The 25,561-nt window shown below is 63.2% G+C and carries 26 protein-coding genes and 1 pseudogene; 3 read left to right on the plus strand and 24 right to left on the minus strand.

The genetic code is table 11. From position 1 onward, the window contains the following. Nucleotides 1-26: 26 nt before the first annotated feature. The 20 genes and pseudogenes from GIW02_RS02170 to GIW02_RS02265 all read right to left on the minus strand — a co-directional run bounded on the left by GIW02_RS02170 (nt 27) and on the right by GIW02_RS02265 (nt 17,438). Nucleotides 27-1,253: a beta-ketoacyl-ACP synthase gene (locus GIW02_RS02170; RefSeq protein ID WP_236412216.1), complete on the minus strand. Its 1,227-nt coding sequence runs from the start codon at nt 1,251-1,253 to the stop codon at nt 27-29. Next, on the minus strand, nt 1,253-1,981 hold the full coding sequence (gene fabG, locus GIW02_RS02175) for a 3-oxoacyl-ACP reductase FabG (RefSeq protein WP_236412218.1): 729 nt from the start codon (nt 1,979-1,981) through the stop codon (nt 1,253-1,255). Before fabG ends, GIW02_RS02170 begins: the two co-directional genes overlap by 1 nt. Continuing rightward, the gene (locus GIW02_RS02180) at nt 1,978-2,439 is read right to left on the minus strand and encodes a hotdog family protein (protein ID WP_236412220.1); all 462 of its coding nucleotides are present in this window, start codon (nt 2,437-2,439) and stop codon (nt 1,978-1,980) included. Before GIW02_RS02180 ends, fabG begins: the two co-directional genes overlap by 4 nt. After that, complete coding sequence (locus GIW02_RS02185) at nt 2,436-3,602, minus strand: beta-ketoacyl-[acyl-carrier-protein] synthase family protein (RefSeq protein WP_236412222.1); 1,167 nt, start codon at nt 3,600-3,602, stop codon at nt 2,436-2,438. Before GIW02_RS02185 ends, GIW02_RS02180 begins: the two co-directional genes overlap by 4 nt. Continuing rightward, the gene (locus GIW02_RS02190; RefSeq protein WP_236412224.1) at nt 3,599-4,081 is read right to left on the minus strand and encodes a hypothetical protein; all 483 of its coding nucleotides are present in this window, start codon (nt 4,079-4,081) and stop codon (nt 3,599-3,601) included. Before GIW02_RS02190 ends, GIW02_RS02185 begins: the two co-directional genes overlap by 4 nt. Continuing rightward, nucleotides 4,078-4,827, minus strand: coding sequence for a class I SAM-dependent methyltransferase (locus tag GIW02_RS02195; protein WP_236412226.1), 750 nt, complete (start codon nt 4,825-4,827; stop codon nt 4,078-4,080). Before GIW02_RS02195 ends, GIW02_RS02190 begins: the two co-directional genes overlap by 4 nt. Continuing rightward, entirely contained in the window at nt 4,824-6,071 is a 1,248-nt protein-coding gene (locus GIW02_RS02200) for an NAD(P)/FAD-dependent oxidoreductase (RefSeq protein ID WP_236412228.1), read from the minus strand. Before GIW02_RS02200 ends, GIW02_RS02195 begins: the two co-directional genes overlap by 4 nt. A gap of 33 nt (nt 6,072-6,104) precedes the next feature. Then, complete coding sequence (locus GIW02_RS02205; RefSeq protein WP_236412230.1) at nt 6,105-8,417, minus strand: MMPL family transporter; 2,313 nt, start codon at nt 8,415-8,417, stop codon at nt 6,105-6,107. Beyond that, a complete protein-coding gene (locus GIW02_RS02210; RefSeq protein ID WP_236421765.1) occupies nt 8,407-9,069 on the minus strand; it encodes an outer membrane lipoprotein carrier protein LolA in 663 nt (220 codons plus the stop codon). Before GIW02_RS02210 ends, GIW02_RS02205 begins: the two co-directional genes overlap by 11 nt. A gap of 29 nt (nt 9,070-9,098) precedes the next feature. Further along, the gene (locus GIW02_RS02215; RefSeq protein WP_236412233.1) at nt 9,099-9,524 is read right to left on the minus strand and encodes an acyl-CoA thioesterase; all 426 of its coding nucleotides are present in this window, start codon (nt 9,522-9,524) and stop codon (nt 9,099-9,101) included. Beyond that, nucleotides 9,517-11,058 (minus strand): aromatic amino acid ammonia-lyase, encoded by a 1,542-nt coding sequence (locus tag GIW02_RS02220; protein WP_236412235.1) that lies wholly within the window; start codon nt 11,056-11,058, stop codon nt 9,517-9,519. The genes GIW02_RS02215 and GIW02_RS02220 overlap by 8 nt, the downstream gene beginning before the upstream one ends. After that, a complete protein-coding gene (locus GIW02_RS02225) occupies nt 11,042-11,977 on the minus strand; it encodes an LpxL/LpxP family acyltransferase (RefSeq protein ID WP_236412237.1) in 936 nt (311 codons plus the stop codon). Before GIW02_RS02225 ends, GIW02_RS02220 begins: the two co-directional genes overlap by 17 nt. Further along, nucleotides 11,974-12,708, minus strand: a complete 735-nt coding sequence (locus GIW02_RS02230; RefSeq protein WP_236412239.1) for a glycosyltransferase family 2 protein — start codon at nt 12,706-12,708, stop codon at nt 11,974-11,976. The genes GIW02_RS02225 and GIW02_RS02230 overlap by 4 nt, the downstream gene beginning before the upstream one ends. A gap of 215 nt (nt 12,709-12,923) precedes the next feature. Next, nucleotides 12,924-13,007: pseudogene (locus GIW02_RS02235) on the minus strand (glycosyltransferase family 2 protein); the annotation flags it as partial. Nucleotides 13,008-13,210: 203 nt separating this feature from the next. Continuing rightward, nucleotides 13,211-14,881 (minus strand): acyl-CoA synthetase family protein, encoded by a 1,671-nt coding sequence (locus GIW02_RS02240; RefSeq protein ID WP_236421766.1) that lies wholly within the window; start codon nt 14,879-14,881, stop codon nt 13,211-13,213. Further along, nucleotides 14,878-15,423, minus strand: coding sequence for a COG4648 family protein (locus GIW02_RS02245; RefSeq protein WP_236410655.1), 546 nt, complete (start codon nt 15,421-15,423; stop codon nt 14,878-14,880). The genes GIW02_RS02240 and GIW02_RS02245 overlap by 4 nt, the downstream gene beginning before the upstream one ends. Continuing rightward, nucleotides 15,420-15,674: an acyl carrier protein gene (locus tag GIW02_RS02250; RefSeq protein WP_016979215.1), complete on the minus strand. Its 255-nt coding sequence runs from the start codon at nt 15,672-15,674 to the stop codon at nt 15,420-15,422. The genes GIW02_RS02245 and GIW02_RS02250 overlap by 4 nt, the downstream gene beginning before the upstream one ends. Before the next feature lie 9 nt (nt 15,675-15,683). Then, nucleotides 15,684-15,953: a phosphopantetheine-binding protein gene (locus tag GIW02_RS02255; RefSeq protein WP_014716603.1), complete on the minus strand. Its 270-nt coding sequence runs from the start codon at nt 15,951-15,953 to the stop codon at nt 15,684-15,686. After that, complete coding sequence (locus GIW02_RS02260; protein WP_236410654.1) at nt 15,931-16,743, minus strand: lysophospholipid acyltransferase family protein; 813 nt, start codon at nt 16,741-16,743, stop codon at nt 15,931-15,933. Before GIW02_RS02260 ends, GIW02_RS02255 begins: the two co-directional genes overlap by 23 nt. Beyond that, nucleotides 16,719-17,438 (minus strand): beta-ketoacyl synthase chain length factor, encoded by a 720-nt coding sequence (locus tag GIW02_RS02265; protein ID WP_236410653.1) that lies wholly within the window; start codon nt 17,436-17,438, stop codon nt 16,719-16,721. The genes GIW02_RS02260 and GIW02_RS02265 overlap by 25 nt, the downstream gene beginning before the upstream one ends. 336 nt (nt 17,439-17,774) lie before the next feature. Between GIW02_RS02265 and GIW02_RS02270 the strand changes: the two genes are divergently transcribed. Beyond that, nucleotides 17,775-18,545: a ParA family protein gene (locus GIW02_RS02270; RefSeq protein WP_056847141.1), complete on the plus strand. Its 771-nt coding sequence runs from the start codon at nt 17,775-17,777 to the stop codon at nt 18,543-18,545. 140 nt (nt 18,546-18,685) lie between these two features. Here the strand turns inward: GIW02_RS02270 and trxC are convergent, their stop codons facing one another. Beyond that, nucleotides 18,686-19,120: a thioredoxin TrxC gene (gene trxC / locus GIW02_RS02275; RefSeq protein WP_236410652.1), complete on the minus strand. Its 435-nt coding sequence runs from the start codon at nt 19,118-19,120 to the stop codon at nt 18,686-18,688. Nucleotides 19,121-19,352: 232 nt separating this feature from the next. Here trxC and GIW02_RS02280 point away from each other — a divergent pair, with 232 nt between their 5' ends. Both GIW02_RS02280 and GIW02_RS02285 read left to right on the plus strand, forming a co-directional pair. Continuing rightward, nucleotides 19,353-19,649 (plus strand): type II toxin-antitoxin system HigB family toxin, encoded by a 297-nt coding sequence (locus tag GIW02_RS02280; RefSeq protein WP_236410651.1) that lies wholly within the window; start codon nt 19,353-19,355, stop codon nt 19,647-19,649. Continuing rightward, entirely contained in the window at nt 19,646-20,047 is a 402-nt protein-coding gene (locus GIW02_RS02285; RefSeq protein WP_236410650.1) for a transcriptional regulator, read from the plus strand. Before GIW02_RS02280 ends, GIW02_RS02285 begins: the two co-directional genes overlap by 4 nt. On the opposite strand, the gene GIW02_RS02290 is transcribed toward GIW02_RS02285, so the two are convergent. Genes GIW02_RS02290 through mscK form a run of 3 tightly spaced genes read right to left on the minus strand, consistent with a single transcriptional unit; the run spans nt 20,040 to nt 25,516 of the window. Continuing rightward, nucleotides 20,040-20,609 carry a GNAT family N-acetyltransferase gene (locus GIW02_RS02290; protein ID WP_236410649.1) on the minus strand — a complete coding sequence of 190 codons (570 nt, stop codon included), beginning with the start codon at nt 20,607-20,609 and terminating at the stop codon, nt 20,040-20,042. The two genes, GIW02_RS02285 and GIW02_RS02290, sit on opposite strands and share 8 nt — an antisense overlap. 11 nt (nt 20,610-20,620) lie before the next feature. Then, on the minus strand, nt 20,621-22,084 hold the full coding sequence (gene selO / locus GIW02_RS02295; protein WP_236410648.1) for a protein adenylyltransferase SelO: 1,464 nt from the start codon (nt 22,082-22,084) through the stop codon (nt 20,621-20,623). A gap of 48 nt (nt 22,085-22,132) precedes the next feature. Beyond that, nucleotides 22,133-25,516 carry a mechanosensitive channel MscK gene (mscK, locus tag GIW02_RS02300; protein ID WP_236410647.1) on the minus strand — a complete coding sequence of 1,128 codons (3,384 nt, stop codon included), beginning with the start codon at nt 25,514-25,516 and terminating at the stop codon, nt 22,133-22,135. Between the last annotated feature and the right edge of the window lie 45 nt (nt 25,517-25,561).

Consider the following 25,561-nt stretch of genomic DNA (forward strand, 5'->3'; position numbering starts at 1 on the left):
TCCGTATTCTCCAATCGATTAAAAAGTCAGGACCAGCGGCGGAAGATCAGCGACGTGTTGACGCCGCCAAAGGCAAAATTGTTATTCATCACATAGTCATTGTGCATCTCGCGAAAGCCCCCTTGCAGGTAGTCCAGTTCGCCGCATTGCGGGTCCACGGCGTCCAGGTTGAAGGTGTGCACGTACTGGTCGCGGTTCATCATCTCGATGCTGAACCAGGATTCCAATGCGCCGCACGCGCCCAAGGTGTGGCCGAGGAAGCTTTTCTGCGAGCTGATGGGCATGCGGCTGCCGAACAGGCTGCTGGTGGCCAGGGTTTCGGCGATGTCGCCCTGGTCGGTGGCGGTGCCGTGGCCGTTGACGTAACCGATGGCATCCGGGGTGAGCCCGGCGTCCTCCAGTGCCAGTTCCATCGCGCGGCGCATGGTTTTCTGCTCGGGACGGGTGGTGTGCTGGCCGTCGGCGTTGCTGCCAAACCCGACCAGCTCAGCGTGGATATGCGCTCCGCGTGCCAGGGCATGCTCCAACTCTTCGAGCACCAGCATGCCGCCGCCTTCGCCGATCACCAGGCCGTCGCGGCCACTGTCGTAAGGGCGCGGGCTGGTTTGCGGTGCATCGTTTTTCAGGCTGGTGGCGTAGAGCGCGTCGAACACCATGGCCTCGGTCGGGCACAGCTCTTCGGCGCCGCCGGCGAGCATCAATGGCAGGCGGCCGAACTTGATTGCCTCATACGCATAGCCGATGCCCTGGCTGCCGCTGGTGCAGGCGCTGGACGTAGGAATCAGCCGCCCGGTAAGGCCAAAGAAAATGCTGATATTCGCCGCGGTGGTGTGCGGCATCATGCGCACATAGGAGTTGGCATTCAGCCCCTCGGCCACCGAGTTCAGCAGCATATTGCCGAACGCCTTGATCTCATCGGTACTGCCGGTGGACGAGCCGCAGGCCACGCCCATGCGGCCGTCCTTGATCGACTCGTCACCCAGCAAACCGGCGTCCTGCAAGGCCTGCTCAGCCGCCCACACCGCCAGGCGCGACACGCGCCCCATGCTGCGCAGTTGCTTGCGCGTCCAATGCGCGGGTACCACGAAATCGTCGATTGGTCCGGCCAGGCGTGTATTCAATTCAGTGAAGCGGTCCCACTCGTCCATGCGCCGGATGCCGCTGCGGTTGGCGCGGAAGTTGGCTGCGATGGTGTCCCAATCGCCGCCCAGGGAGGTCATGCCGGCCATGCCGGTGACGACTACGCGCTTCATCAGCACAGGCCTCCATTCACGGCCAGTACCTGGCGCGTGATGTAGCCGGCTTCGGCCGACATCAGGAAATTCACCGCGCCGGCGACTTCTTCCGGGGTGCCCATGCGTTGCGCCGGGATCATCTTCATCAGGTCTTCCACCGGTACGTTCTCATCCAGCATCGCGGTGTCGATCAAGCCGGGAGCGACGCAGTTGACGGTAATTTTGCGCTTGCCCAGCTCGATGGCCAACGCCTTGGCGGCGCCGATCAGGCCGGCTTTGGACGCGCTGTAATTGACCTGGCCACGGTTGCCGATCAACCCCGACACCGACGTGATGCACACGATACGCCCCGCCGCGCGACGACGGATCATAGGCATCATCACCGGGTGCAGCACGTTGTAGAAACCATCCAGGTTGGTGCGCATCACCACGTCCCAATCGTCCTCGGACAGGGCCGGGAATGCACCGTCGCGGGTCAGGCCGGCGTTGAGCACTACGCCGTAGTAAGCGCCATGTTGCTCCACGTCGGCCTCAAGGATTGCCTTGCACGCCGCGCGGTCTGCCACATCGAATTGCAGCACGCGGGCCTTGCGGCCCAAGGCTTCAACTTCAACCTGCACCGCGTCGGCTTCAGCGCGGCCACTGCGGCAATGCAGCACGATGTCATGGCCGGCCTGGGCCAGGCGCAGGGCAATGGCGCGGCCGATGCCACGGCTGGAGCCGGTGACCAGTACGGATTCAGTCATGGCGTTTCGTCCTTCGATTCATCTAAATAGTTGGCCGCCTGGGGCGGTCGAAATACGTTCAAGCGGGCGCTGGCATGGATACCGCTGCCAGTGAGGTGGCATTCGAACACACCCATGCCGTTGTCGTCTTCCAGGGAGCGCAGGCCGTGGATAGTCAGCTCGGCGCCTGCCGGGAAGTGTTCTACGTTGCACTCGAACTTGCGGGTGCCGAGCAAAAAGCCCAGCTCCACTGCGGCGCCGTTCTGGCGGGCGCGGCAGCCGGCGTAGGCGGCAACGCTCTGCGCCATCAGCTCGATGCCGACCCAGGCGGGCAGGCTGCCGTCGGGGCGGTTGAACAGGCCGCCGGGCTTGACGGTAACGCGGGTGTGAATCTGCTCTTCATCGAATGACACAACCTGGTCGATCAGGATCATGTCGCCCGCATGGGGCAGCAGTTCGGCGAGTGGCCAATTAATCATGGGGCCTCTGCGATAATCAGGCTGACGTTATTGCCGCCGAAGGCAAACGAGTTGCTCATCAAGCAGCGTTTTTCCAGGGCATCACCGGCCTGAGCCCACTGCAAGGCGGGCAATGCCGGGTCGGCGTGACCGTCCCAGATATGCGGCGCCAGTCTGCCGTGCTTGAGGCTCAGCCAGCAGAACGCGGCTTCCAGCGCGCCGGCGGCGCCCAAGGTGTGGCCGCTCATGGGTTTGGTCGACGAGCAGGCCACGCCGCCTGGGAACAGGCTGGCGACGGCCAGGCTTTCCATGGCGTCGTTGTGCTGGGTAGCGGTGCCGTGCAGGTTCAGGTAGCCGATCTGCTCGGGCGCCAGTTTCGCACTGGCCAGGGCCTTGCGCATCGCCTGCATCGCGCCTTTGCCGCTGGGCTCGGGTGCCGAGATATGGTGCGCGTCGCAGCTCGCGCCGCTGCCCAGCAACGCGATGGGCGCGGGCTCGCGGCTCATCAGGAACAGCACCGCCGCCTCGCCGATATTGATGCCGTTGCGGTTCACCGAAAACGGATTGCAGCGCTGGTTCGATACCGCTTCCAACGCGCTGAAACCGTTGAGCGTGAGCTTGCACAGGCTGTCGACGCCGCCGCAGATCACCGCGTCGCACACGCCCAGATCCAGCAAGCGCTGGGCACTCATCAGGGCACGGGCGCTGGAGGTGCAGGCGGTAGAAATCACATAGGCCGGGCCGCTCAGTTGCAGCCAATCGGCGAGGAAATTCGCCGGGGCGCTGAGTTCCTGTTGCCGGTAGTCGTAGTCGCCGGGGAACTGGCTGTCGCGCAGGTAATGGGCAATGCCACGGCTGGCCTCATCGATACCCGAGGTGCTGGTGCCCAGCACGATGCCGATGCGCGAGGCGCCGTAGGTACGGATCGCCTGGCGGATTTCGCCCTCGACCTGCAACGCGGCTTCCAGCAGCAGCTGGTTATTACGGCTGCTCTGCTGGCCCAGTTCCACCGGGATGGTCGCCAGTTCACCGTGCACGCCGCCCACCGGCAGCACGCGCTCGGGCACCCAACCGCTTTCGGCGCGCATGCCGGAGCAGTCACCGGCAAACAGGCTGCGGCTGACGTCGGCCTGGCCACGGCCAAGGGCGCAGATCACGCCCAGGGCATTCAGGTAAGCCGTCATCGAGTGCCTCCAAGCGGTGTGATGCGGTAGCTCAGCGGCTGGCCACTCATGTTCACGCGAAACACTTGAGAGGACTGATACACGATCTGCCAATGCCCCGGCAGCGTGCGCGTCAGGTCCATCGCCTGGGCGCTGGGGTACAGCGTGCGCACGTCATCCGCCGAGGTCAGGGCGAACAGCAACGCAGCAAACAGCTCGCGGGCCTGGGGGTTGGGCGGCAGCAAGCCGTCGGCCTGCCACTGCCCATCGATCAGTTTTTGCCGGGCCTGCGGGATGCCCAGCGGGTCCATCATCGACCAGCGAATGCCGCCGCCTTCGCGCTGGATCACCAGCAGCCAGTCCTGGCTCTGGCCTTCTGCCAGGCGCTGCACATGCAATTGCAGCGGCAAGGCCAGGGACGGTGTTTTTTCCGGCAACGGCGGTTGGCTGGCGCAGGCGCCCAGCAGCAACAGGCAGCCGATCAACAGCAGGCGCCTCATGTCGGCGTGCTCGCCAGCGGTTTGCGGGCCACGCAGTTGACCAGGGTTTCTTCGCGTTGGCCAATCGGCGGCGCCTTGCGCAGGCCCCAGCGTTCCAGCAGGCCGAAATCGGTGGCACGGCTCCACCACAAATACGGGTACGAAACGTTCTGCGCGTCGAACTCAAAGCCCTGTTCGCGCAGCATCTGCAGGTACTCTTCGGCGCTTTTCTGTACGTGCATCGGGTGGCGGAACAGCCAGCGAATCACCCAGGTGTCGATATAGGCCTCGGTGGATTCGGCAAACAGCAGATAACCGCCAGGCTTGAGCACGCGGTAGAACTCTTTCAGTGCGCGCTGTTGTTCAACCAGGTGATGAAAGGTCTGGTGGCAGAACAGGATATCGACGCTGGCATCCGCTACCTGCAGGGTCGCACAGTCACTGCCGATCAACTCCACGGCCAGGCCTTGACGCGCGGCTTCTGCACGGCTCAGTTCCAGGCTGTGGAGGTCGGCATCCAGGCCGATCAGGCGTGAGGGCGCAAACACTTGCTGCAACAGCCTGAAGGATTTGCCCTGGCCGCAACCAGCGTCCAGCAGCACCGGCGCCGCCGGCAAGGGCTCGCTGAACAGGCTGCGCAGGTCGTTGATCGCCACGCGCAACACGTGGTGCTGCCAGGTATGGCTGCGCAGAAACCAGAAGCCGAAGCGGGTTTCTTCGACGTAGTTTTGACTCAGGTAGTTTTTTTCAACAGACGGGCTACTCACGCTGCATCCCCTGCACAAATCTCCGACAACATCCGCAACCGCCGCTTGGGCTCGCTGACAAACGGGTTGCGCTCATCCCAGGCGTAGCCGGCGAGGATCGAGCTGATCATCCGGCGAATCTCCGGCGAACTGCCCGGGTGGAAAATCACGTCCTGGAACGTCCCCGCATACCAGCCTTCGACGTAGCAACGGAAGGTGTCGACACCGCGCTTGAGCGGCTCGGCGAATTCGGTTTGCCAGTCTACCGTCTGGCCTTTGAGCTGACGGTCGAGCAAGCCGGCCGCCATGCTCGCCGAACGCATGGCGATGGTGACGCCGGAGGAGAACACCGGGTCGAGGAATTCCGCCGCATTGCCCAGCAGCGCAAAGCCCGGGCCGTGCAGGCTTTTGACGTTGGCCGAGTAGCCGCCGATGGTGCGCGCGGGGGTGTCCCATACGGCGCTTTTGAGCACGCCGGACAGGCTCGGGGTTTCGTCGATAAAACCGCGCAGGCAGGCGTCGAGGTCGCTGTCGCGGCCGTCGAAATGCTCCTTGGCAGCGACCACGCCCACCGAGCTGCGGCCGTTGCTGAACGGGATGGTCCAGAACCAGATATCACGCTTGGTGGGGTGGGTGGTGACCAGGATCTTGGTGCGGTCAAAGCTTGGGTGTTCGATGCGGTCTTCAACGTGCGTGAACACCGCCTGGCGCAGCGGGAAATTCGACGGCGCCTCCAGGTCCAGCAGGCGCGGCAGCACACGGCCATAGCCGCTGGCGTCGAGCACGAACGTGGCCTTGAGGTGGTACTCGCTGCCGTTCTCGCGGCGCACATGCAGGTAGCGGCACTCGCCTTTGAAGTCCACGCCGACGATGGTTTCGCCATAGCGAATATCGACGCCCTGCAACGCGGCCTGGTCGGCCAGCAGTTTGTCGAACTCACCGCGCTGTACCTGGAAGGTGGTCGGCTTGCCGTTGCTGAAGGTGTCGCCGAAATCGAACGCGCTGTAGCGCTCGCCCCAGGCGAACGCGGCGCCGGTTTTCACCTGGAACCCCGCCGCCTGTACGGCGTCGAGCATGCCGGCTTCTTCGATAAAATCGATGCAGTGCGACAGCAGGCTTTCGCCGATGGAAAAGCGCGGAAAATGCTGGCGCTCGATGATCAATACATCATGCCCTTTGCGCTTTAGCAGCGCGGCGGCGATGGCACCGGACGGGCCGGCACCGATCACCACCACTTGGCGACGTTCCATTTCAACTGTGGGCACGAAGGCTCCTTGCCGCATGGGCGATAATCACATTCATAAGGCGTGTTTCTGTTGGCCGGCCCAGGGCGCCAGCATAAAGCTGAACGCCAGGCCCAGGCTGACCGAAAGACCGAAATTACTCACCGCCGGGGTGCTGGACACCGCCAGTAGGCCGAACGACAACCAAGTGGTCAGCGCGGCCAGGAGGGTTCCCAACAGGCTCACGGCGGGGCCGCCGATCTGTTCGCGCATCAAAATCGCATAGTCGACGCTGATGGCCGTGACCAGCAGCAGGCCGAACAGGCTGAACAGCGTCAGCGGCTGCCCCAACCAACCCAGGCTGGCCAGGCTGCACAGCGCCGCCAGCAACGGCAGGGCGACGATGCGTAAGGCCCCGCCAACGCCGAATGGCAGGACCAACAGCAGCACGATCAGCACGCACGACATCAATTTCAATTCTGCTGCGCTGATCTGCGTGTCGGCAAATACGCGGTTCAGGTCCCCGAGGCGATCCACCAACTGCACACCCGGCAAATCCACGGCCTGCACCCGCAGTAACGCGGGGTTGTTCAAACCTTGCAGGCTGACCATGGCCGCCACGCCGCCGTCCACCGGGCCGAGCCACAGCGTGCGCCAGGGCTCGGCCAGCGGGCCGACCAGGGCGGCGTCGATATCTTGGGTGGGCAGCGCTTGCAGCTGCGCCACTTCAGCATGCAGGGCGCTGGCGGGCACGCCGAGGTCGAGCAGCGGCTGCCAGTGTTGCGGCAGTTGGTTCAGCGCATCACGCAGGCGTTGTTGTTCGGCGGGCAGGCTGACCAGTTGGCTGAGCGCCAGGTAGCCCTGCAGTTTGTCCATGTTTACCAGCTGGTCCAGGCGCTGGGCCAACGCGGCCTGGCGTTCCAGCAACTGCTGCTGGTTGTCGGCCCGCACCAGGAAAAACTGGCTGGTGGGCTGGAACCCGGTAATGCGCGCCACGGCTTGGGCTTCTTGCAGCAATTGCGGCGGTGCGCCGATCCATTGGCGGATATCGTTTTTGCTGTTCAACTGCCACAGGCCGCCTGCGCAGAACACCAGCACCAGCACCAACAGGACGGGGCTCGGTACGCGCATGAGCAAGGCTGCGCGCAGCCCCCACAGGCATTCGGCGATGCGCAACGGCCAGTGCGCCGGGCGCAGTTCCACGCCTTTGAGCAGGGCCGGTAACAGGCACACGGCGGACAGGTACGCCCCCACCAGGCCGGCAGCCGAGAACACCGCAATCTGGGTCAGGGCCGGGAACGGCGTCCAGGCCAACGCCAGGTAGCCGATGCAACTGGTGGCCAGGCTCAGGCTCAACCCCGGCAGGGTCAGGCGCAACGCCGGCCAACTGCGCCAGGGCTGCAGGCTCCAGCTTTTCGAGAGGTAGTGCAGCGGGTAATCCACCGCCACGCCGATCAGGCTGGAGCCCAAGACCAGGGTCATCACATGCATATGGCCGAACAGCGCCACACAGGCCACCGCACCAAACAACATGCCCACCAGCACCGGCACAAAGGCCAGCAGCACGCGCCAACGGCGGAACGCCAGCAACAGCAGCAACAAGATGCCAACCGTGGCACCGCCGCCGACCCAGGTGATTTCCCGCGTGGCTTGTTGCTGCCCATTGGCTGCGTAGAGCAGACCGCTGGCCGCGAGCAGTTGCGCGCCCTGCTCAGCAGCCTGTGCGCGGCTGGCCTGGAGCAAATCCGCCACCTGCAGCGGCAATTGCATATCGAAGGCATTGCCGGTGGTGCGCGCGCGCAGCAGCACCCAGCTTTTGCCGTCGGCATCGGCGATCAATGCGCCGCTGCCGATATCCAGCTGCACCGCGCCGTGCTGTGGCTGGCTGTTCTGGATGCGCCCGGTGAGGCCCAGCCAGTCATCCTGGCTAGGCACCAGGCTGAAGCCGGTGAACGGGTCGAACAGCGCTTGCACGCGTTGTTGGATAAACGCGTCGGGCTGCTCGATCAGTTGCGCGCGGTCTTTGCTCGAGAGCATCGCCAAACGCCCGCGCAGCAGTTGCTCACGCAGGGCCGGCAAGTCGGCTTGCAGGTTCCACTGGACCTTTTCGAACAGGCCGCTGGCCTGCCAGTGCTCGCCCAACTGCTGCGCCACGGCCACCGCTTGCTGGCGGTCGGTGTGCCCGACCAATACCAGCATTTCGCGGTTCAGCGGCTCTTGCATGCGCTGTTCGGCTTGCAGCTCCAGGGCATTCGGCGTGCTGCCCGGCACCAGCTCCATGAGGTTGGCCGACAGCGGCGCGCCATGGCGCCACTGCCAGCCGGCCAGGGCCAGCACGGCCACCAGCAGGATCAGGAACAGGCGGGGCAGCAGGCGCTCACTGGGCAAAGTCGTGTTGCTCCGCGTCGCTCAACGGTTGGCTGGCGGTGCTGTCTTGCATGCGCAGCACCGTGCTGTCGCCCTGGGTTTCCAGCAGTTCGATGTTCTGCACCAGCTCGCCACCGTCGATATTGATCTGCGTGAACACCTGTTTGAGCAGCAGCGAACGCGGGATCAGCGTGAGCGTCCACTGCTTGGCTTCGCCTTGCAGTTGCAGCTCGAAGTCACGTTGCAAGCCGCTGCTGTCGCCCTGCAGCACGGCAAGGAACAGGCGATTTTGTTCGGCACCGGCGCTCTTGTTCGGCAGCAATTGCCAGCCAGCGGCGTCACGCCGGGCGATGCCTTGGGCGCTGATGCGGTAGTCCTGTTGCAGCGGAGTTTTCAGCAGCCACAGCAGGCCGTGGTCTTTGGCGAGCACGAAGGTGCCTTTGCTGACCAGCGGCTGGGGCAGGGCGCGCAAGTGTTTTTCCTGGGTGAAGTTGCCGTGGATCACTGAGGGCTTGGCTAACTGCTCGCTGAGTTGCTGCAGGTCAAAGGCCTGGGCGAATCCTGGAATACCCAGCAACAGGAACAGCGCGATCAATGTGGGAGCGGGCTTGCTCGCGAAGAGCCGGAGGGCGCCGCGCAGTGTCAGGGGAGCTGCGTCATCGTTGACGTCCATCGGGGGCAAGCCCCCTCCCACATTGGATTTCATTTCAAGGCTCTCTCTACGGCGTCGGTGAAGACTTTGGGGGAGGCCAGCTGCATCTCGCGGCTGGCGATCTCGACGGCGACCTGCACGGTGCTGGCGCGGGTCAGGCGTTCGCCGCTGGCGAGGTCGGTAATCAGGTAATTCACCTTCAAACGGTTCTCCCATTCCACCAGGCTGGCGCGCACGTTGATTGTTTGGCCAAAGGTGGCGCCGCGCACGTAGCGCAGCTGCAGGTCGATCACCGGCCAGGCGTAGCCGGCTTCGAGCATGGCCGTGTAGTTGTGGCCGAGCTTGTCCAGCAGCGCGCAGCGCGCCACTTCCAGGTACTTCACGTAATGCCCGTGCCACACCACGTTCATGGTGTCGATGTCGAAAAACGGCACGAGGATTTCGGTGTCGCTGTGCAGCACACCTGGGCTACGCATGCAGCCTCCAGTGTTGCTCGGCGATGCGTTGCAGGCACAGGCGCAGTTCGCCTTCCAGGGCGCGGTCTTCGATCACCGGTGGGAAGTCCTTGGCCAGTTCTTCCTGCATGGCGGCCAGTGCTGGTGGCAGCGGGCGTGCATCCTCGGCCTGGGCACGCAGCCACACGCCTTGGTTGGCCGCGAGCAAGGTGGCGGCGGCGACCTGTTCGGTCAGCTCCAGCACGCGTATCGCGTCGCGGGCGGCGATGGTGCCCATGCTCACTTTGTCCTGGTTATGGCACTCGGTGGAGCGTGAGAATACGCTGGCCGGCATGGTGTTTTTCAGCGCTTCGGCGGTCCAGGCGCTGGTGCCGATCTGCACGGCCTTGAAGCCATGGTTGATCATCGCGCGGTCCGCCGGGGCGCCGGACAGGTTGCTCGGCAGGCCGTGGTTGTAACGCACGTCCACCAGCAGCGCGAGCTGGCGGTCGAGCAGGTCGGCGACGTTGGCGACCAGGGTCTTGAGGCTGTCCATGGCAAAGGCAATATGCCCGCCGTAGAAGTGCCCGCCATGCAGCACGCGTTCTTCTTCGGCGTCGATGATCGGGTTGTCGTTGGCGCTGTTCAGTTCGATCTCGATAAACGAGCGCAGCCAGTTCAGGCTGTCGGCCAGCACGCCGAGGACGTGGGGTGCGCAACGCAGCGAGTAACGGTCCTGCAGGCGGTGCAGCGGCGCTGTCGGTGCGTCGATGGCCAGGTCCTTGCGCAACCAGGCGGCAACTTGCATCTGCCCCGGGTGCGGTTTGGCGGCGAACAGGCGCTCGTCAAAGTGCTCCGGGTTGCCTTGCAGCGCCACCACGTTCAGTGCAGTGATGCGCGTGGCCAGCTGCAGCAGGTAGTCAGCGCGGGCGAAGGCCAGGCAGGCGAGGCCCGTCATCACGGCGGTGCCGTTCATCAGCGCCAGGGCTTCCTTGGGGCGCAATACCAGCGGCGCCCAGCCGAGTTCGCGGTGCACATCGGCGGCCTGGCGACGTTCGCCACGGAACAGCACCTCGCGCTCGCCGGACAAAGTCGCGGCCACGTAGGACAGCGGCGTCAGGTCACCGCTGGCGCCTACCGAGCCTTCTTCCGGGATCAGCGGCAGCACGTCGTGTTCAAGGAACGCGTGCAGACGCTCCAGCAGCTCCACGCGAACCCCGGAGACGCCATGGCACAGCGACTGCAAACGCGCCGCCAGCACCGCGCGGGTGGCCTGGGCGTCGAGCAGTTTGCCCAAACCGCAGCCGTGGAAGGTGTACAGGTGGCGCGGCAAGGCCTCGACGTGCTGCAGCGGTACGGCCACCACGCATGAGTCGCCGTAGCCGGTGGTGACGCCGTAAATCACGCCTTCCTTGTCCAGCAGCGAGTCGAGGAACTGCGCGCCCTTGGCGATGCGCTGGCGATAGGCGGCATCGCCCTGCAGCTGGGTAGGCGCCTGACGGTTGGCCAGGGCCAGCACGTCTTCGATGCACAGGGGGCGTTCGCCAAAGGTTACTGGCTCAAGATGCGTCGTCATCGGTCTTCCAGAAAGGGTAAAAGTTGAACCATTGTTGGGGCGCTTCCAGGCAGAACTGGCCCAGGCGTGCGGCGTAGCGCGCGGTCCACAGGGCGATGACCTGCTCGCGGGTGCTGCGTTTCCATTCGATCAACGCTGCGAACGGCTCAATCGTCAGGCGATAGCGGCCGTTGTGCTTGAGGCACATCAGCAGGTTCACCGGGCATTTGAGCAGGCCGGCCAGCAGCCACGGGCCTTGGGGAAAGGCGGCGTCATGGCCGAGGAAATCCACGCGCACCGTGCGCCCGCCATGCAGCGGCACGCGGTCGCCGGCAATGGCCAGCCACTCGCCGTCATCCAGGCGCTGGCTGAGCAGCAGCATGGTGGCCGGGTCCAGCTCGCTGACCTGGATCAGGCGCAAATGGGTCGCGCCAGCCTCGCCCAGCAAGCGGTTGAAACGCTCGGCGTGCTTGGTGTGCACCAGCACATTCATGGTCACTTGCTCGCCGATTTCGGCCAGCGCGCGGCACACTTCGAGGTTGCCCAGGTGCGCGCCCACCAGCATCTGCCCGCGTTCGCCACGCAATTGCCCGCGCAGTTTGGCCGGGTCGTTGATCTCGATCTGTTCCAGGCGCAGCTTGCCGTTCCACACGTCGAGCTTGTCGAGCAGCGCGTCGGCAAAGGCCATGAACTGGCCGAAGACTCTGCGGTGGGTAGGGCGCAGCGCCTCGCGACCGCTCCAGTCGGCCAGGCGCTGCTGGTATTGCCAGGCGCTCTGGCGCGCGGTGCGGCCGAACAGGAAGAAATACAGCACGATGCCGTACAGCAGGGGGCTCAGCAGCCGGCGCCCGAGGACCTTGGCGGCAAGGGCGGTGAGTTTCATCAGCCAGTAGCTGCCGCGTTCCTCGCGGTCGGCCCAGTGCTTGCTGCTGTCGCTCATGCCTGCCACCGTCGCCACAGGATCATCGGCGCACGCACCAACATGCCGAAAAACAAGCGGGTGTGCATGGCCGAGATGCGCACGTTGTCGCGGAACAAGCGAAAGTGTGAGAGGCCATCGGCGGGGTAGTGCACCTGGGTTGGCAGCCAGCGCATCGGCTGATTGCGCCAGGCCAGGCGCACCAGGATGTCCGAGTCGAAATCCATGCGCGTGCCGATGTAGGCCGAGTTCATCAGCGCCAGCACCGGTGCCAGCGGGTATACGCGAAAGCCGCACATCGAGTCGCGAATCTGCAGCGACAGGGTGTTGATCCACACCCACACGTGGGTCAGGTAGCGCGCATACAGGCGGCCCTTGGGCACGCTTTCGTCGTATTCGGGGTAGCCGCAAATAATCGCATTGGGTTGCCGGCGCGAGGCGTCGATAAACGTCTCGACTTCGCGCAGGTCGTGCTGGCCGTCGGCGTCCACTTGCAGGGCATGGGAGTAACCCAGGCGCGCCGCTTCGCGGAAACCGGCCATCACCGCGCCGCCTTTGCCCTGGTTGTTGGGCAGGGTCAGCAGGGTGACGTTATCCAGGCTCGCCAACTGTGCCAGCACCGCCGCGCACGCCGGGCTGCTGCCGTCGTCCACCAACAGGCAGGGCAAGCCGCTGTTGAGCAGGCTGTGCACCACGGCCGGTACGGCGGCTTCGTGGTTGTAGACCGGGATCAGGGCGCAGGGTTTATGCATGACCAGTGTCCCTGAGTCGGCTGTGATTATTGTGGCAAGCAAGCTTGTTGTGGCGAGCGGGCTTGCCCGCGTTGGAGTGCGCAGCGCTCCCCATCCAGACGCTGCGCAGTGTCAGGAGGATTTCGGGTGGTTGTTTTGGGGCTGCTGCGCAGCCCAACGCGGGCAAGCCCGCTCGCCACAAGAGCTTATCCATCAACCTTCTCCAGCTGGATCCGGCCGCTGTTGAGCAGGCTGCTGACCGCCGCGGGTACGGCGGCTTCGTGGTTGTAGACCGGGATCAGGGCGCAGGGCTTATGCATGACCAGTGTCCCTGAGTCGGCTGTGATGAGTGTGGCAAGCAAGCTTGTTGTGGCGAGCGGGCTTGCCCGCGTTGGAGTGCGCAGCACTCCCCATCCAGACGCTGCGCAGTGTCTGGAGGATTTCGGGTGGTTGTTTTGGGGCTGCTGCGCAGCCCAACGCGGGCAAGCCCGCTCGCCACAATAAGCCCGCTCGCCAGGAAAGCTTATCCATCCACCTTCTCCAACTGTATCCGGCCGCTGGAGCAGGCGGCGACGCCGTTGCGGTAGGCGAAGTAGAGCTTGCCGCGCTCCGCGTCGAAGCGCAGGTGCAGTTCGATAGCGTCGCCGGGGCGTACCAGTTGCTGGAACTTGAGCACTTCCATCCCGGCAAAGGTCGCCGGCAGGTTCATCAGTTGCTGGCCCAGATTGAACGCCCACTCCACCTGCACCACGCCCGGCAGCACCGGGGTCACGGGGAAGTGGCCGCTGAAGTAGGCCAGGTCCGGCGGCACGACAAGTTGCACGGTCCATTCGCCATCGGCCTCGACGCGCTCCAACACGTGCGGCGCCTTTGGCCGGGGCGCCAGCAGCAGCGCTTCGACGTCGGCCTGGGGCAGCTTGCCTTGGCTGTTAAGGGGCAGCTGCCGCAGCAGCCGCCAGCGACGCGGCAGGGCCAGGGCTTCGCAATGTTGGCTCAAGTGCTGACGCAGGGTTTGGGTGACCGTGCGCCGCCCCTGGTTGCGCAGTGCATGCAGGCCTTCGGCGCTGAGCACCACCAGCGCACCGAGGGACGCGCGGTTTTCCTGGACCACGCCCAAGCGGGTGTCGGCGACCCACGGGTGGGCCATCAGCGCGTGTTCGAGCATCGGCAGGGAGATGCGTTTTTCTTCCAGCTTGACGATACGGTCCAGGCGGCCGAGCAGCTCGAAGCGGCCATCGGCATGGATGCGCGCAGCGTCGGCGGTCTGTTCGATGTGCCCGGCAGGCAGGTAAGGCGAGGCAATGCGCAGCGCGCCATCGGCATCCTGGCTCAGTTGTACGTCGGCAAACGGCTGCCAGGGCTGGGCGCCCTGGCGCCAGGCGATGCCGCCGGTTTCCGAGCTGCCGAGGATTTCGGTGGGCCATTGCTGCAAGCGCTCGTAAAGGCTGCCAGCCGCCTCGATGGGCAGGGCGCCGCCGGAGGAGAACACCCGCGCCACCTGGCTCAGCGCAGGCCAGTCGAGGTTATCGCCCATGCGCTTGAGCAGCGCCGGGCTCGCTACCCAGGCGAACTGCGCGTGCGCGCGGCTGGCGCGCTGCATGTCTTCGGGGAAGGCCAGTTGTTTGCGCACAAAGGTGCGACCGGCGCACAGCGGCCACAGCACGCGAAACAGCAGGCCGTAGATATGCTGGGTGGCGACGCTGCCGATGATGCAGGCATCTTGCAGGTCTGCGCCCCACAAGGCTTCCAGCGCCTCGACTTCATTGGCCAGCTGGCGCAGGGTTTTGTCGATGCGCTTGGGTTCACCGCTGGAACCGGAGGTGCACAGGCTCAGTTGACAAGTGTCCAGGTCGAGCGCAGCAGGGCTCAAGGGTGTTTGATACAGCGCATCCAGATCGGCCGCGTCCACCAGCCAGGCATCAACGCTCGTGTCCCAGCGTTGGCGGGTCTGCGGTTGCAGGTCGGCGGGCAGCAGCACGCCGGCCCCGGCGCGCCAGGCGCCCAGCAGGGCAATCGCCAGCAGACCGGCGTCTTCCAAGTGCACCGCCAGGCGCTGGACGCCCCGCGCTTGCAGGCCTGCCGCCAGGCTCAGGGCATGCGCCCACAGCTGGGCATGATTCATCGCAGGTTCGGTGGTGACCAAACGCTGGTGCAGCGGCTCAAGCAGCATGTGCTCAAGTTTCAACCCATTCATACGCGGCCTCGAACCCTTTGTCGTACCAGCCATTCCACGGCAAACAACAGCCCCATCAGCCCGTAGGCGATCAGGCCGTTGTACAACGTCCACCAGCTCAGCGGCGCCCACAGGGTGAGGGCGGCGGCGAGCAGGCCATTACACAGAAAAAACACACTCCACACCACGGTGACCTGGCGCGTGTACACAATCGCGTGGGGTGGTAGCACCGGCTCGGTCATACGCGCCAGGCGCTCCACCATCGGCGGGCCGTATTTCAGGCTGAGGCCGAACAGCGCCAGCATGAACGCGCTGACCAGGCTCGGGTACCAGCGCAGCAGGTGCGGGTTGTCGAACCAGGCCAGCAACAGGCAAAACACAATCACCGCCAAGGCCATCCAGCGGCTGCCGGGGCGACGTGCGCCGGTCAATGCCCGCAACAGCCACAGGCCGCCGAGCAGCAGGCCGAATTGCCATGGCGCAAAATGCTCGGTGCCGTAATACACCGCGAAGGGGTACAGCAGCCCCGCCAACAACAGGCCAAGGCCGATCAGCCGGCTCATGCGGCCGGCGTGACCAGACGGTACACCGCCTCAACCACGTCGTTGACGGTGCGCACTGCCTTGAATTCTTCGGCAGCGATCTTCTTGCCGGTCTGGCGCTTGATATGGTCGATCAAGTCGACGGCATCGATGCTGTCGATTTCCAGGTCCTGATACAGGTTGGCATCAAGGGTGACGCGCTCAGGCGGCAGTTCAAACAGTTCCACCAAGGCATCGCGCAAGGTGTTGAAAATATCGTCACGAGTTTGCATGGTCCGGTCTCAAGCTGCCTGTCTGGCCGTGACGAACGCCGCAAGGCTGGCCACGTTGGTGAAGTGATTGCGGGTGTCCTTGGCGTCGGCATCGATTTTGATGCCGTACTTTTTCTGGATCGCCAGGCCCAATTCCAGGGCGTCTACCGAATCCAGGCCCAGGCCTTCGCCGAACAGGGTTTGCTCGCTACCGATGTCGTCGACGCTGATGTCTTCCAGGCCCAGGGCCTCGATGATCAGCGTCTTTATGTCGTGCTCAAGGCGGTGTTGGTCGCTCATCTTCGGCGAGCTCCTTAATAAAATAGTGATGCAGGTAATCGTTGAGCTTGCGTGAAGCCTGGGGCGCAGGCCCGAGTGCAGCAAAGGCTTGTGGTTCTATATCGGCCCCCACGCGCAAACTGAAGTGCACGCGGCATTTAGGGATGCGATACCAGGGTTCGGCCTTGGTCAGCGTCGTGGGGCTGACCTTGATCACCACGGGGGTGATGATTGTCGCACCGCGCAGTGCAATGGCGGCGCCCCCGCGATGAAAGGCAGGCGCCGCGCCGGGTGTGGTGCGGGTGCCCTCGGGAAAGATGATCAGGGTCTGGCCGCTTTTCAGGGCATCGGCCGCCGCATCGAGCATCTCGGCGCTGCCGTCGTTGCTGATATAGCCCGCGTCGCGCACCGGGCCGCGGGTGAAGGGGTTTTGCCACAGGCTCTGCTTGACCACGCAGTTGGCCTGGCGCACCAGACCGATCAAAAACACGACGTCGATCAGCGACGGGTGGTTGGCGATGATCATCTGGCCTGGGCGGCCGAGTTGGTCGGCGCCTTCGACGCTGTAGGTCAACACGCCGGCTTTTTGCATCAGGCGGATAAAGAACCAGAACAGCCAACTGATGGTGTGGCGGGCACGGCGCCGGTGGTTGGCCGCGTCTCCGGGCAAGCAACTGAGCAGGGGAAATACCAGCAAACGCAGGCACAGCCCACCGAAGCCGAACAGCGTGAAGCTGGCGGCGGTGGCAAACAGGCGCCAGTAGTAGGCGTCCCGTGGTTTGGCGGTCAGGGCTTGCGTTGCCAGTTCCATACGCGGTTCTTCCAGGCATGTTGGCAGGCGACCTGTTCGGTGAGCAGGGTGCGCAGCAGGTTCAGGGCGTGGGGCCACTGGGTTTGAGTGGGTTGGACAGTGCCGGTACTCAGTTCCAGCTGCCATTCGTCGCCCGGGGTGAGCAGCAGGCCGAGGGCGTAGGGGAACGGCACGTCATGGATCCAGCCGGCATAGGCGGCGGGCGGCTGTTCTTCGGTGACCACCAGCAATACGGCCGGGGCGCCTTCGTTGAGCAGCGCGGCGGCTTCAAGCACGCCGTGTTCCAGGCCGTCGCCAGCGGCGGCGAGAGCGGTCATTTCGCTGGTTTCATTGCGCAGGATCGACCACAGGCCAATCACGGCGTTATGCACCGACAGGCTGAACTGGGTCGGCGACAGCGGCTGATCGTTGGCCAAGTCACTCAGGATGTCGAGGGTGCGCGGGGTTTCGCCGTGGCGGGACACAAACACCAGGGGCAAATCCTGCAAGCCCTCGGCCAGTGGCCAGCCGACGCTGAACGCCATACGCGCCAGGCGGCTCAGGCGGCGGCGCTGCATGGCCGGCAGGAACGACACGTCAGGAAACGTTTCACTGGCAGGCAGCAACACCGGATTCCGACACCAGGCGTGCCAGTCGTCCGCGCTCTCAAGGCCAGGGCCCCAGGCGCGCCATTGGGCGATGTTGAAAGTGATCACTGAGAAGGTATCCCGCCCCTGCGGGCTTCCATGTGCGGCCAATGGCCCCGAAAACCGGGACAGGGAGCAATAGCCGAATGGCGCGCATTATCCCGGTGCTGTGGGGTTCTAGCAAACTTTGGTAAAGAATTGTGCACGGCGATTACAAAATAATTGGCAAGAGTTACAGATTGTCCTTTACCTGGGGTCTGGTTGGTTTGTCAGACCGTTCCTGATTTCTTGCATGAGGCGTACTACATCCTGTTTTTAATGCAGCAATGCATGGATGAACGAGGTAGCTAACAGGCGCTTTTGCGCTCTACACTCGGACATTCATTGATACACGGAGGTTTTTCCATGCGGCGTGTGGTGTTCAATCAGAAAGGCGGCGTTGGCAAGTCCAGCATTGCCTGCAACCTGGCGGCGGTCAGCGCCAGTGAAGGCTATCGAACCCTGTTGGTGGACCTCGATGCACAGGCCAATTCAACCCAGTACCTGACTGGGTTGACGGGCGACGATATCCCCATGGGGATCGCGGATTTTTTCAAGCAAACCCTGTCTTCCGGGCCGTTCTCCAAGAAAAACAAGGTGGATATCTACGAAACGCCGTTCGACAACCTGCACGTCATCACGGCCACCGCCGAGCTGGCGGACCTGCAACCCAAGCTCGAAGCCAAGCACAAGATCAACAAGCTGCGAAAGCTGCTGGATGAGCTGAGCGAGGATTACGACCGAATTTATCTGGACACTCCGCCAGCGTTGAACTTCTATGCGGTTTCGGCGCTGATTGCCGCCGATCGCGTGCTGATCCCCTTTGACTGCGACAGCTTCTCGCGCCAGGCGCTGTATGGCCTATTGCGTGAAATCGAAGAATTGAAGGACGACCACAACGAAGGCCTCGAAGTGGAAGGCATCGTGGTCAACCAGTTCCAGGCCCGGGCGAGCCTGCCGCAGCAGATGCTCGACGAGTTGATCGCCGAAGGCTTGCCGGTACTGCCGGTGTACCTGGCCAGCTCGGTGCGCATGCGCGAGTCGCACCAGGAGAGCAAACCGCTGATCCACCTGGACCCACGACACAAACTGACCCAGCAGTTTGTGGAGCTGCATAACCTGCTGGAAAACGCCTGATCTGAAGCACTACGAAGATCCAATGTGGGAGGGGGCTTGCTCCCGATGGCAGTGTGTCAGCCAGCCTATCTGGTACTGATACACCGCTATCGGGAGCAAGCCCCCTCCCACATTTTGACCACAGTGTTCTTGAGGCCGGATTAGATCCCCTGACTGCGCAACCAACTCATCAACTGCGGCAACGGAAACGCCCCACTCTGGCGCGCCACTTCGCGGCCGTTCTTGAACAGTATCAAGCTCGGTATCGAGCGAATCCCCAACTGCGCCGACAACTGCTGATTGGCCTCGCTGTCCAGCTTGGCCAGCCGGCACTTGCCCTCCAACTGCGCGGCCGCCTGCTCAAACACCGGCGCAAACGACTTGCACGGCCCGCACCAGTCGGCCCACACATCCACCAACAATGGCAAATCGCCCTTGATCTGGCTGGCGTAGTCGCCCTGCTTCAGCTCAAACGGTTTGTTCAATAAAACCGTCTGCTTACAACGCCCGCATTTCGGCGCATCGCCCAGGCGTTCGCCGGGGATGCGGTTGAGGCCGTTGCAGTGGGGGCAAGGGATTACAAGAGGTTCGGACATGGTGGGTTCCTTGGGGGCCAATGGAGTGTAGTTGGAGCCAAACCCGAGGTTTATCAAGGTGCAAACACGACGACTCATCCACTCACAGTTTGCCGATGCTGATACGAGCCCGACTATCTAGGCTGGTGGAGCTTGTTCTGTTTTGCGCCACCTGTCTGTTTGCGGCTATAGCAAATTGCGATATTCAGGAGTCGGGTTTAACCTTCATAGCAAGATGCGATAAGGATGTTGCATGCGAGTGATCAGCGAGAAAAGGATATGGGAAGCGAAGGAAAAGTGGCCACGCTCAGCATCGGCTTTGGACCAGTGGTATCGGGTAATGAAGCGAAATGATCCCAAGGACTTCGCGGCGATGAAAACCATGTTTCCCGCCACGGATAAAGTCGGGGCGTTTCACATATTCGATATTGGCGGCAACAAACTGAGGTTGATCGCGGGTGTGGAGTATCAGGCGCAGCGCGTTTACATCAAGCACCTGCTCGATCATCGCGATTATGAGAAAGATAAATGGAAGGAAAAAATCAGATGAGCGCGCTTATGCGAGTAGCAGCCGAACACTGGCAATTCGTTGCGCCAGTGATGCGCAAACCAGAAAACGAGGCTGACTACGACGCGCTGGTGTCTGGTCTGGACGAGTTGCTGAGCCTGATCGGCGAAGACGACAACAGCCCGCTGATGAGCTTGGTGGACATCCTCAGCGACTGGATCGAAGCCTATGACCATGAGCATCGCCCCATGCCCGTCGCCAGTGGAGTCGATGTGCTGCGCTACATGATGCGCGAACATAACCTTACCCAGAGTGACCTGCCGGGTGTGGGCGCACAATCGGTTGTGTCTGAGGTGTTGAGCGGAAAGCGCCAGCTCAACGTGCGGCAGATTCGTTGGCTGGCTGAGCGGTTTGGGGTGTCAGTGGAAACCTTTATCTAGATGAGGCACCTGTGAACACGTAAACGCAGGTGTCATCTACCACCCCGGATTTATCGCGTCGCGCATTGGTAAGCAGCGCCTCGCGCTTAAACCCGCAACGTTCTGCCACGTTGATGCTGCGCAGGTTGCGTCCGGCGGTAGTGAGTTCGAGCCGCTTGGCGTGGAAGTACTCCACAGCAATGTCGCGCACCAAGGCACAGGCTTCGCTGGCGTAGCCTTTGCCCATGCTGTTGCTGCCGACCCAGTAGCCGATTTCCAGATACGGGATGCTCATGTCGCGGATAAACAGGCTGATACAGCCAACCAGCGCGTCGGAACTGTTCTCGATGATCAAGAACTTGTACTCATTCTGATCGGCGCTGAAGTTATCCACTGCTGTTTGCATATTGGCGCGCGCATCTTCCAGGCGCGGGCTGCCATTTGCCCACAGCAGAAAGTCGATGTGGGGCTGGCTGAAGTCGCTGATCAGGTCATGCATGTCCGACACTCTGTCGAGTGTCGGAGCTGCGAGGTGCAGGCGGGTGCTGCGTAACAGCCCCGCCGGGATGTCAGAAAGTTTCACGGTGCGTCTCCTTACGACGAACAGCTGATCTCCAAATGCTTGCCCCAATCCGGCGGCCGCTGTGCGTATTGCTCCATCCCCGCTTGCTCCTCGAACGGCTTGGAAAGTACCTCGTGCAGCCGCCTCACCTCGCTGTAATCCCCGGACTCGGCGGCAGCGATGGCATTCTGCGCAAGATAGTTGCGCAAGATATACAGCGGGTTCACGGCATGCATGCGCTCACGGCGCTGTTCCTCGCTGAATTCCCCATCCCGTTCAACACGCGCCTTGTACTGCTCGGCCCACGCATCAAACCCGGCCAGGTCGACAAAGTCATCGCGCAACCGCGACACGGCCAGCGCGGCCGGTTCGTCGCCCAACCGGCGGAAGAACAGCGTGTAGTCCACGCCGCTGTTCTGCATCAGCTTCAATAACCGCTCCACCAGCGCCTGGTCATCGTCTTCAGCGGTGGTCAGTCCCAGACGGCGGCGCATCAGGTCCAGGTAGTTGGCCTGGTACAGCGGCAGATAAAGGCCCAGCGCTTCCTTCAGGGCGTCGACGCTGATAAACGGCGTAAGCGCCTGCGCCAGCGCACTCAGGTTCCACTGGCCGATTGGCACCTGATTACTGAATGAGTAGCGCCCTTCATGATCGGAGTGGTTGCAGATGAAATGCGCGTCGAAGTCATCCAGAAACGCAAACGGCCCGAAGTCGAAGGTGATGCCGAGGATCGACATGTTGTCGGTGTTCATCACGCCGTGGCAGAAGCCGTAGGCCTGCCATTTGGCGATCAGCTCGGCATTGCGCTCGACGATTTCGCGGAACATCGCCAGGTACGGCTCGGGCTGTTCCTTGCACTCGGGGTAGTGCAAGGAAAGTACGTGCTCGGCCAGCTCGGCCTGTTGCTCGGGCTTCTTGGTGTAGTAGAAATATTCGAAATGTCCGAAGCGGATATGGCTGGGCGCCATGCGCAGCACCATGGCGCCGCGCTCTTGCTTTTCGCGCCACACGGGCGTGTCGGAACCGATCACGCACAGCGCGCGACTGCTGGGAATGCCCAGTGCGTGCAGGGCTTCCGACGCCAGGAATTCGCGGATCGAGGAGCGCAGCACCGCGCGCCCATCACCCATGCGTGAGTACGGTGTCATCCCGGCGCCCTTGAGATGCAAATCCCAGTGCTCACCGGCCTGGTTGTACACCTCGCCCAGTAGCAGCCCACGGCCATCGCCCAGTTGTGGGGTGTAGCCGCCGAACTGGTGCCCGGAATAGACCATCGCCCGTGGCTCCGCTTCCGCCCACAGTTTGTGCCCGCCGAACAGCTCGGCGAACACCGGCGTTTCCGCCACGCCAGGGTCAAGATCGAGCAGGGCTATGGCGGCATTGCTCGCCACCACAAGGCGCGGTGCGTCGAGAGGCTCGGGCAGCACGTGGGTTGAAAACGCGTCGCCCAGGCGTGCGAAGCGGTTGTCGAAGGTCAGTTCGTCGAGGGCTTTCACCGGCCATCTCCAGCAGAATGTCCGAGCATTCTGCTGGGGATAGGGCGTTTAGTCGAGTTTGGTGGGCGGCGGTTCCGGCGCATCGTCGACTTTGCCGGGTGGCGGCTCGGGCGCGTCCTGCTCTGCGGCAGGCCCGGCGATGGTCTTGCGATCATCCTCCACCGGCACCAGTTTGTACTCTTGACCGTGCATGTTCTTGAGGTACACCTCCATCTGCCGGAACGAGATGTTGATGTGCTGTTTCTTGAACTCACGGTTGATATAGCGGTTGACCTCGTCCAGCACCGGGTTGCGGTCACCCAGGTCGCGCACGTGCATGCGCAGTTCGTGGTCGAGGGTGCTTTCGCCGAAGTTGAGGAAGTAAACGTGGGGTTCTGGTTCTTTCAGGACACGCGGGTTTTCCCTGGCGGCCTTGAGTAACAGTTCCTTCACCAGGTCCAGGTCGGAGCCGTAGTCCACACCCAGCTTCAAGGTGACGCGGGTGATGGTGTCAGTCAGCGACCAGTTGATCAGTTGCCCGGTAATGAACGTCTTGTTCGGGACGATGATGTCCTTGCGGTCGAAGTCGGTGATGGTGGTGGCGCGAATGCGGATCTTGCTCACCGTGCCCGACAGGTTGCCGATGGTGATGGTGTCGCCGATACGTACCGGGCGCTCGAACAGGATCATGATGCCGGAGATAAAGTTGGCGAAAATCTCCTGCATCCCGAAGCCCAACCCCACCGATAGCGCCGCGACCAGCCATTGCAACTTGTCCCAGCTCACGCCGAGTGTGGAGAGGGTAGAGACAAAGCCCACGCCGGCGATCACATACGACAGCAAGGTAGTGGTGGCGTAGGCACTGCCCTGGGCCAGGTCCAGCTTGGACAGCACCAGCACTTCCAGCAGGCCGGGCAGGTTGCGGGCCAGGGCGAAAGTGATGCCGATGATGATCAGCGCGCCGAGCAAATCGCCGATGCTGATCGGCACCATGCTGATATTGGCGCCGGTGCCGCTGGTGTATTCGTAGAGGGTGACGTTGTCGAGGTAGGAGAAGACCGAAATCAGGTCCGACCACACCCAATACAGCGCGGCGATAAAGCCGCCGAGCAGGGCCAGGCGGATCAGGCGCATCGACTGTTCGTTGACCTGCTCGATGTCCAGGGTCGGCTCTTCGATCACCGCTTCGCCGTCGCCGGCTTCCTTGGCGGCCTGGCGTTTGGCCAGCGCCCGCGCATAGGCCAGGCGCCGTGCGGCGACGCCCAGGCCGCGTACGAAGGTGGCTTCGATCACCAGCCAGAACATCAGCAGATACAGGGTGTTGATCAAGCGGTCACTGAGCTTGAGCGCGGTGTAGTAGTAGCCAAAGCACACCGCGATAAACAGCGCGACGGGCAGGGCGGTAAACATCAAGCCCACGGCTTTGCGAAACAGCGAGGCTTTTTCGTGGGTCGGGCTGTTCAGCAGCAGGCGGCCGAGCAGCCAGGCCATCAGCGCGTAGCACGTCAAGACCACGCCGATGCCCAGTACGTCGTCGGCCAGCGCCGCCGGTTGATGCTCGGCAATCGCCACCACGGCCACCAGTGCCAGCACCACAAGGCCGAGCTTGCGCACCCAGCCCTGGAGGAATTCGACCTGGGGTTTTTCCCAGCGAAAATGCAGCTCGGCCACGCCGCCCGGCGCCAGGATGCGGTAAGCGGTGTAGAACACCAGCCACGCCTGGGCGATTTGCAACAGCGCCGCGCCGAGGTTGGCGTTTTGCCCACGGGCGTCGATCTGCAGCGCGTAGCCACACAGCGCCAAGCCCAGGGCCACCGGCATGGCCAGCAGGATATTGATCAGAATCGCCTGAGGGGTGTGCCATTGGCTGTCGCGCTTGAAGTGGCCAATGTCCAGATGGACCTTGTTCAGGCGCTGGTACAGGGCTTTGCGGCGCCACAGCAGCGCGCCGATCAACAGCAGCAGCGGCAGGAACAGCAGCGGGCGCTGGGTCAGGCCGTCGTACAACTCGCTGACACTGGAGGCCCAGGGCAGGGTGGTGACTTGCTTGCTCAGGTGCGCCGGCACGGTTTCCAGCCACTCGGTGTCCAGCGGCTTGTTGCTGGGGATCCAGAACATTTGCTCATCGAGGGTCGCGCGCAGAGTGGTGGCGGTACTCAGCAGTTGTTTCTGGTTCAGTTGCAGGGTGATGGATTCGTTCAGCAGCGCGCTCAGCTCGCGGCTCAAGCGCTCCAGCAGGTCGCTGCGGGTGATCGCCAGTTCCAGCAGGGTGCGCCGCAGCTGGGGGGTGACATCAGCCGGTGGCTGGTTGGCCAGCAAGTTATCCACATAGGTGCTGGGCGAGCTGATCAGCTCACGTTGCTGGTTGACCTCAAACTGGTACAGGCGAATGTTGGCGATGTCGTCCGCCAGGTCGCGGTCCACGGTGAGGCGTGGCAGTGCCTGTTTTTGTTTGTAGAGGATCTTGGACAGCAGCAGGCTGCCCTTGAGCACGCTGATCTGCTCGTCCAGGGCCGAATCGCTTTGGGTCACGGTGTCCAGTTGCTGCTTGGTCTGCAGGTTCTTCTGGGTCAGGTCGTTGAGGCGGTCAGTGCTTTTGAGCAGGTAGTCGGACAGCTTGAGGTTGGCCGCGCTTTCCGTCGCCAGCAGGCTGCTGCCGCCGGCCTTCTGCGCTTCGATCGATTGTTGGGTAACGGTTTGCTGCGATTGGGCCAAGCGCTTCTGGTTGATCAGGGTTTGCAGGTCCTGGATCTCTTGCTCAAGGCGCGCGGTTTTTTCCACCACCAAGTCATGCTGGCTGTTGCCCAGGTCCTGCAACTGGCTGTTCCCGGCCAGCTCCTGGCGACGCAGGGGGATCAGCGCATTCAGGGCGGCGAGTTCGGCATTCAGCTGGTTGCGCTGGTCGCTCGTGAGGGCTTTGCCATTGTCTTTGCCAGCCTTGAGGGTCGAGTTGATCTGCAGGATGCGCGTCTGGCTGCTGCTGATTTCGGTCTGGGCGCGCTCGGGGCGGGTCTGGGCAGCGATGGTCAGGCTGTTGGCGTCGGCCAGTTCCTTTTGCAGGTCGCCTTGTTGGGTCGTGCGCTGCACCAGCAGTTGCTCAAGCTGCGGCACCGGCAGGGTGGCGTAGCGCTGAGCAACCGGGATGACCTTGGTGGCCTTGAGCCGGGTCAGCTCACGTTGGTTCTCGGTGGTCTGGCGCGGCGCGTCGTCGAGCTGGCGCTTGAGGTCGGTCAGGCGCTGCTCGTAATCCTGCTTGTTGCCCAGGTAGGTCAGGGTCTGTTGCAGGATCGACTGCAGCGCCTTCATGTCGGCGTCGGGCAATTTGCGGTCGGGCAGTTTGTCCAGGCTTTGCTGGATGGCGTCGGCGCTGGGCGGGTCGGCGGCGTAAACGCTGCCGACACAAAGGGTCAGGCCCAGCAGGGCAGTGGCTAAAAAGGTGCGCAGGATTGTCATGGATACCGGTCAAGCAAGGCAAAGAAAGTGGGGGCGTGACGCCAA

The organism is Pseudomonas syringae, from assembly GCF_021606685.1.
Taxonomy (GTDB): Bacteria; Pseudomonadota; Gammaproteobacteria; order Pseudomonadales; family Pseudomonadaceae; genus Aquipseudomonas; species Aquipseudomonas syringae_R.

Excerpts from the sequence above, each read along its gene's own strand:
- GIW02_RS02250 (WP_016979215.1), bottom strand. The coding sequence starts at position 15,674 with ATGCAAACTCGTGACGATATTTTCAACACCTTGCGCGATGCCTTGGTG.
- GIW02_RS02280 (WP_236410651.1), top strand. The coding sequence starts at position 19,353 with ATGCGAGTGATCAGCGAGAAAAGGATATGGGAAGCGAAGGAAAAGTGG.
- GIW02_RS02285 (WP_236410650.1), top strand. The coding sequence starts at position 19,646 with ATGAGCGCGCTTATGCGAGTAGCAGCCGAACACTGGCAATTCGTTGCG.
- trxC (WP_236410652.1), bottom strand. The coding sequence starts at position 19,120 with ATGTCCGAACCTCTTGTAATCCCTTGCCCCCACTGCAACGGCCTCAAC.
- GIW02_RS02260 (WP_236410654.1), bottom strand. The coding sequence starts at position 16,743 with ATGGAACTGGCAACGCAAGCCCTGACCGCCAAACCACGGGACGCCTAC.
- GIW02_RS02270 (WP_056847141.1), top strand. The coding sequence starts at position 17,775 with ATGCGGCGTGTGGTGTTCAATCAGAAAGGCGGCGTTGGCAAGTCCAGC.
- GIW02_RS02230 (WP_236412239.1), bottom strand. The coding sequence starts at position 12,708 with ATGCATAAACCCTGCGCCCTGATCCCGGTCTACAACCACGAAGCCGCC.
- GIW02_RS02190 (WP_236412224.1), bottom strand. The coding sequence starts at position 4,081 with ATGAGGCGCCTGCTGTTGATCGGCTGCCTGTTGCTGCTGGGCGCCTGC.
- GIW02_RS02220 (WP_236412235.1), bottom strand. The coding sequence starts at position 11,058 with ATGACGACGCATCTTGAGCCAGTAACCTTTGGCGAACGCCCCCTGTGC.
- GIW02_RS02240 (WP_236421766.1), bottom strand. The coding sequence starts at position 14,881 with ATGAATGGGTTGAAACTTGAGCACATGCTGCTTGAGCCGCTGCACCAG.
- mscK (WP_236410647.1), bottom strand. The coding sequence starts at position 25,516 with ATGACAATCCTGCGCACCTTTTTAGCCACTGCCCTGCTGGGCCTGACC.
- GIW02_RS02215 (WP_236412233.1), bottom strand. The coding sequence starts at position 9,524 with ATGCGTAGCCCAGGTGTGCTGCACAGCGACACCGAAATCCTCGTGCCG.
- GIW02_RS02180 (WP_236412220.1), bottom strand. The coding sequence starts at position 2,439 with ATGATTAATTGGCCACTCGCCGAACTGCTGCCCCATGCGGGCGACATG.
- GIW02_RS02255 (WP_014716603.1), bottom strand. The coding sequence starts at position 15,953 with ATGAGCGACCAACACCGCCTTGAGCACGACATAAAGACGCTGATCATC.
- GIW02_RS02245 (WP_236410655.1), bottom strand. The coding sequence starts at position 15,423 with ATGAGCCGGCTGATCGGCCTTGGCCTGTTGTTGGCGGGGCTGCTGTAC.
- GIW02_RS02210 (WP_236421765.1), bottom strand. The coding sequence starts at position 9,069 with ATGGACGTCAACGATGACGCAGCTCCCCTGACACTGCGCGGCGCCCTC.
- fabG (WP_236412218.1), bottom strand. The coding sequence starts at position 1,981 with ATGACTGAATCCGTACTGGTCACCGGCTCCAGCCGTGGCATCGGCCGC.
- GIW02_RS02170 (WP_236412216.1), bottom strand. The coding sequence starts at position 1,253 with ATGAAGCGCGTAGTCGTCACCGGCATGGCCGGCATGACCTCCCTGGGC.
- GIW02_RS02185 (WP_236412222.1), bottom strand. The coding sequence starts at position 3,602 with ATGACGGCTTACCTGAATGCCCTGGGCGTGATCTGCGCCCTTGGCCGT.
- GIW02_RS02225 (WP_236412237.1), bottom strand. The coding sequence starts at position 11,977 with ATGAGCGACAGCAGCAAGCACTGGGCCGACCGCGAGGAACGCGGCAGC.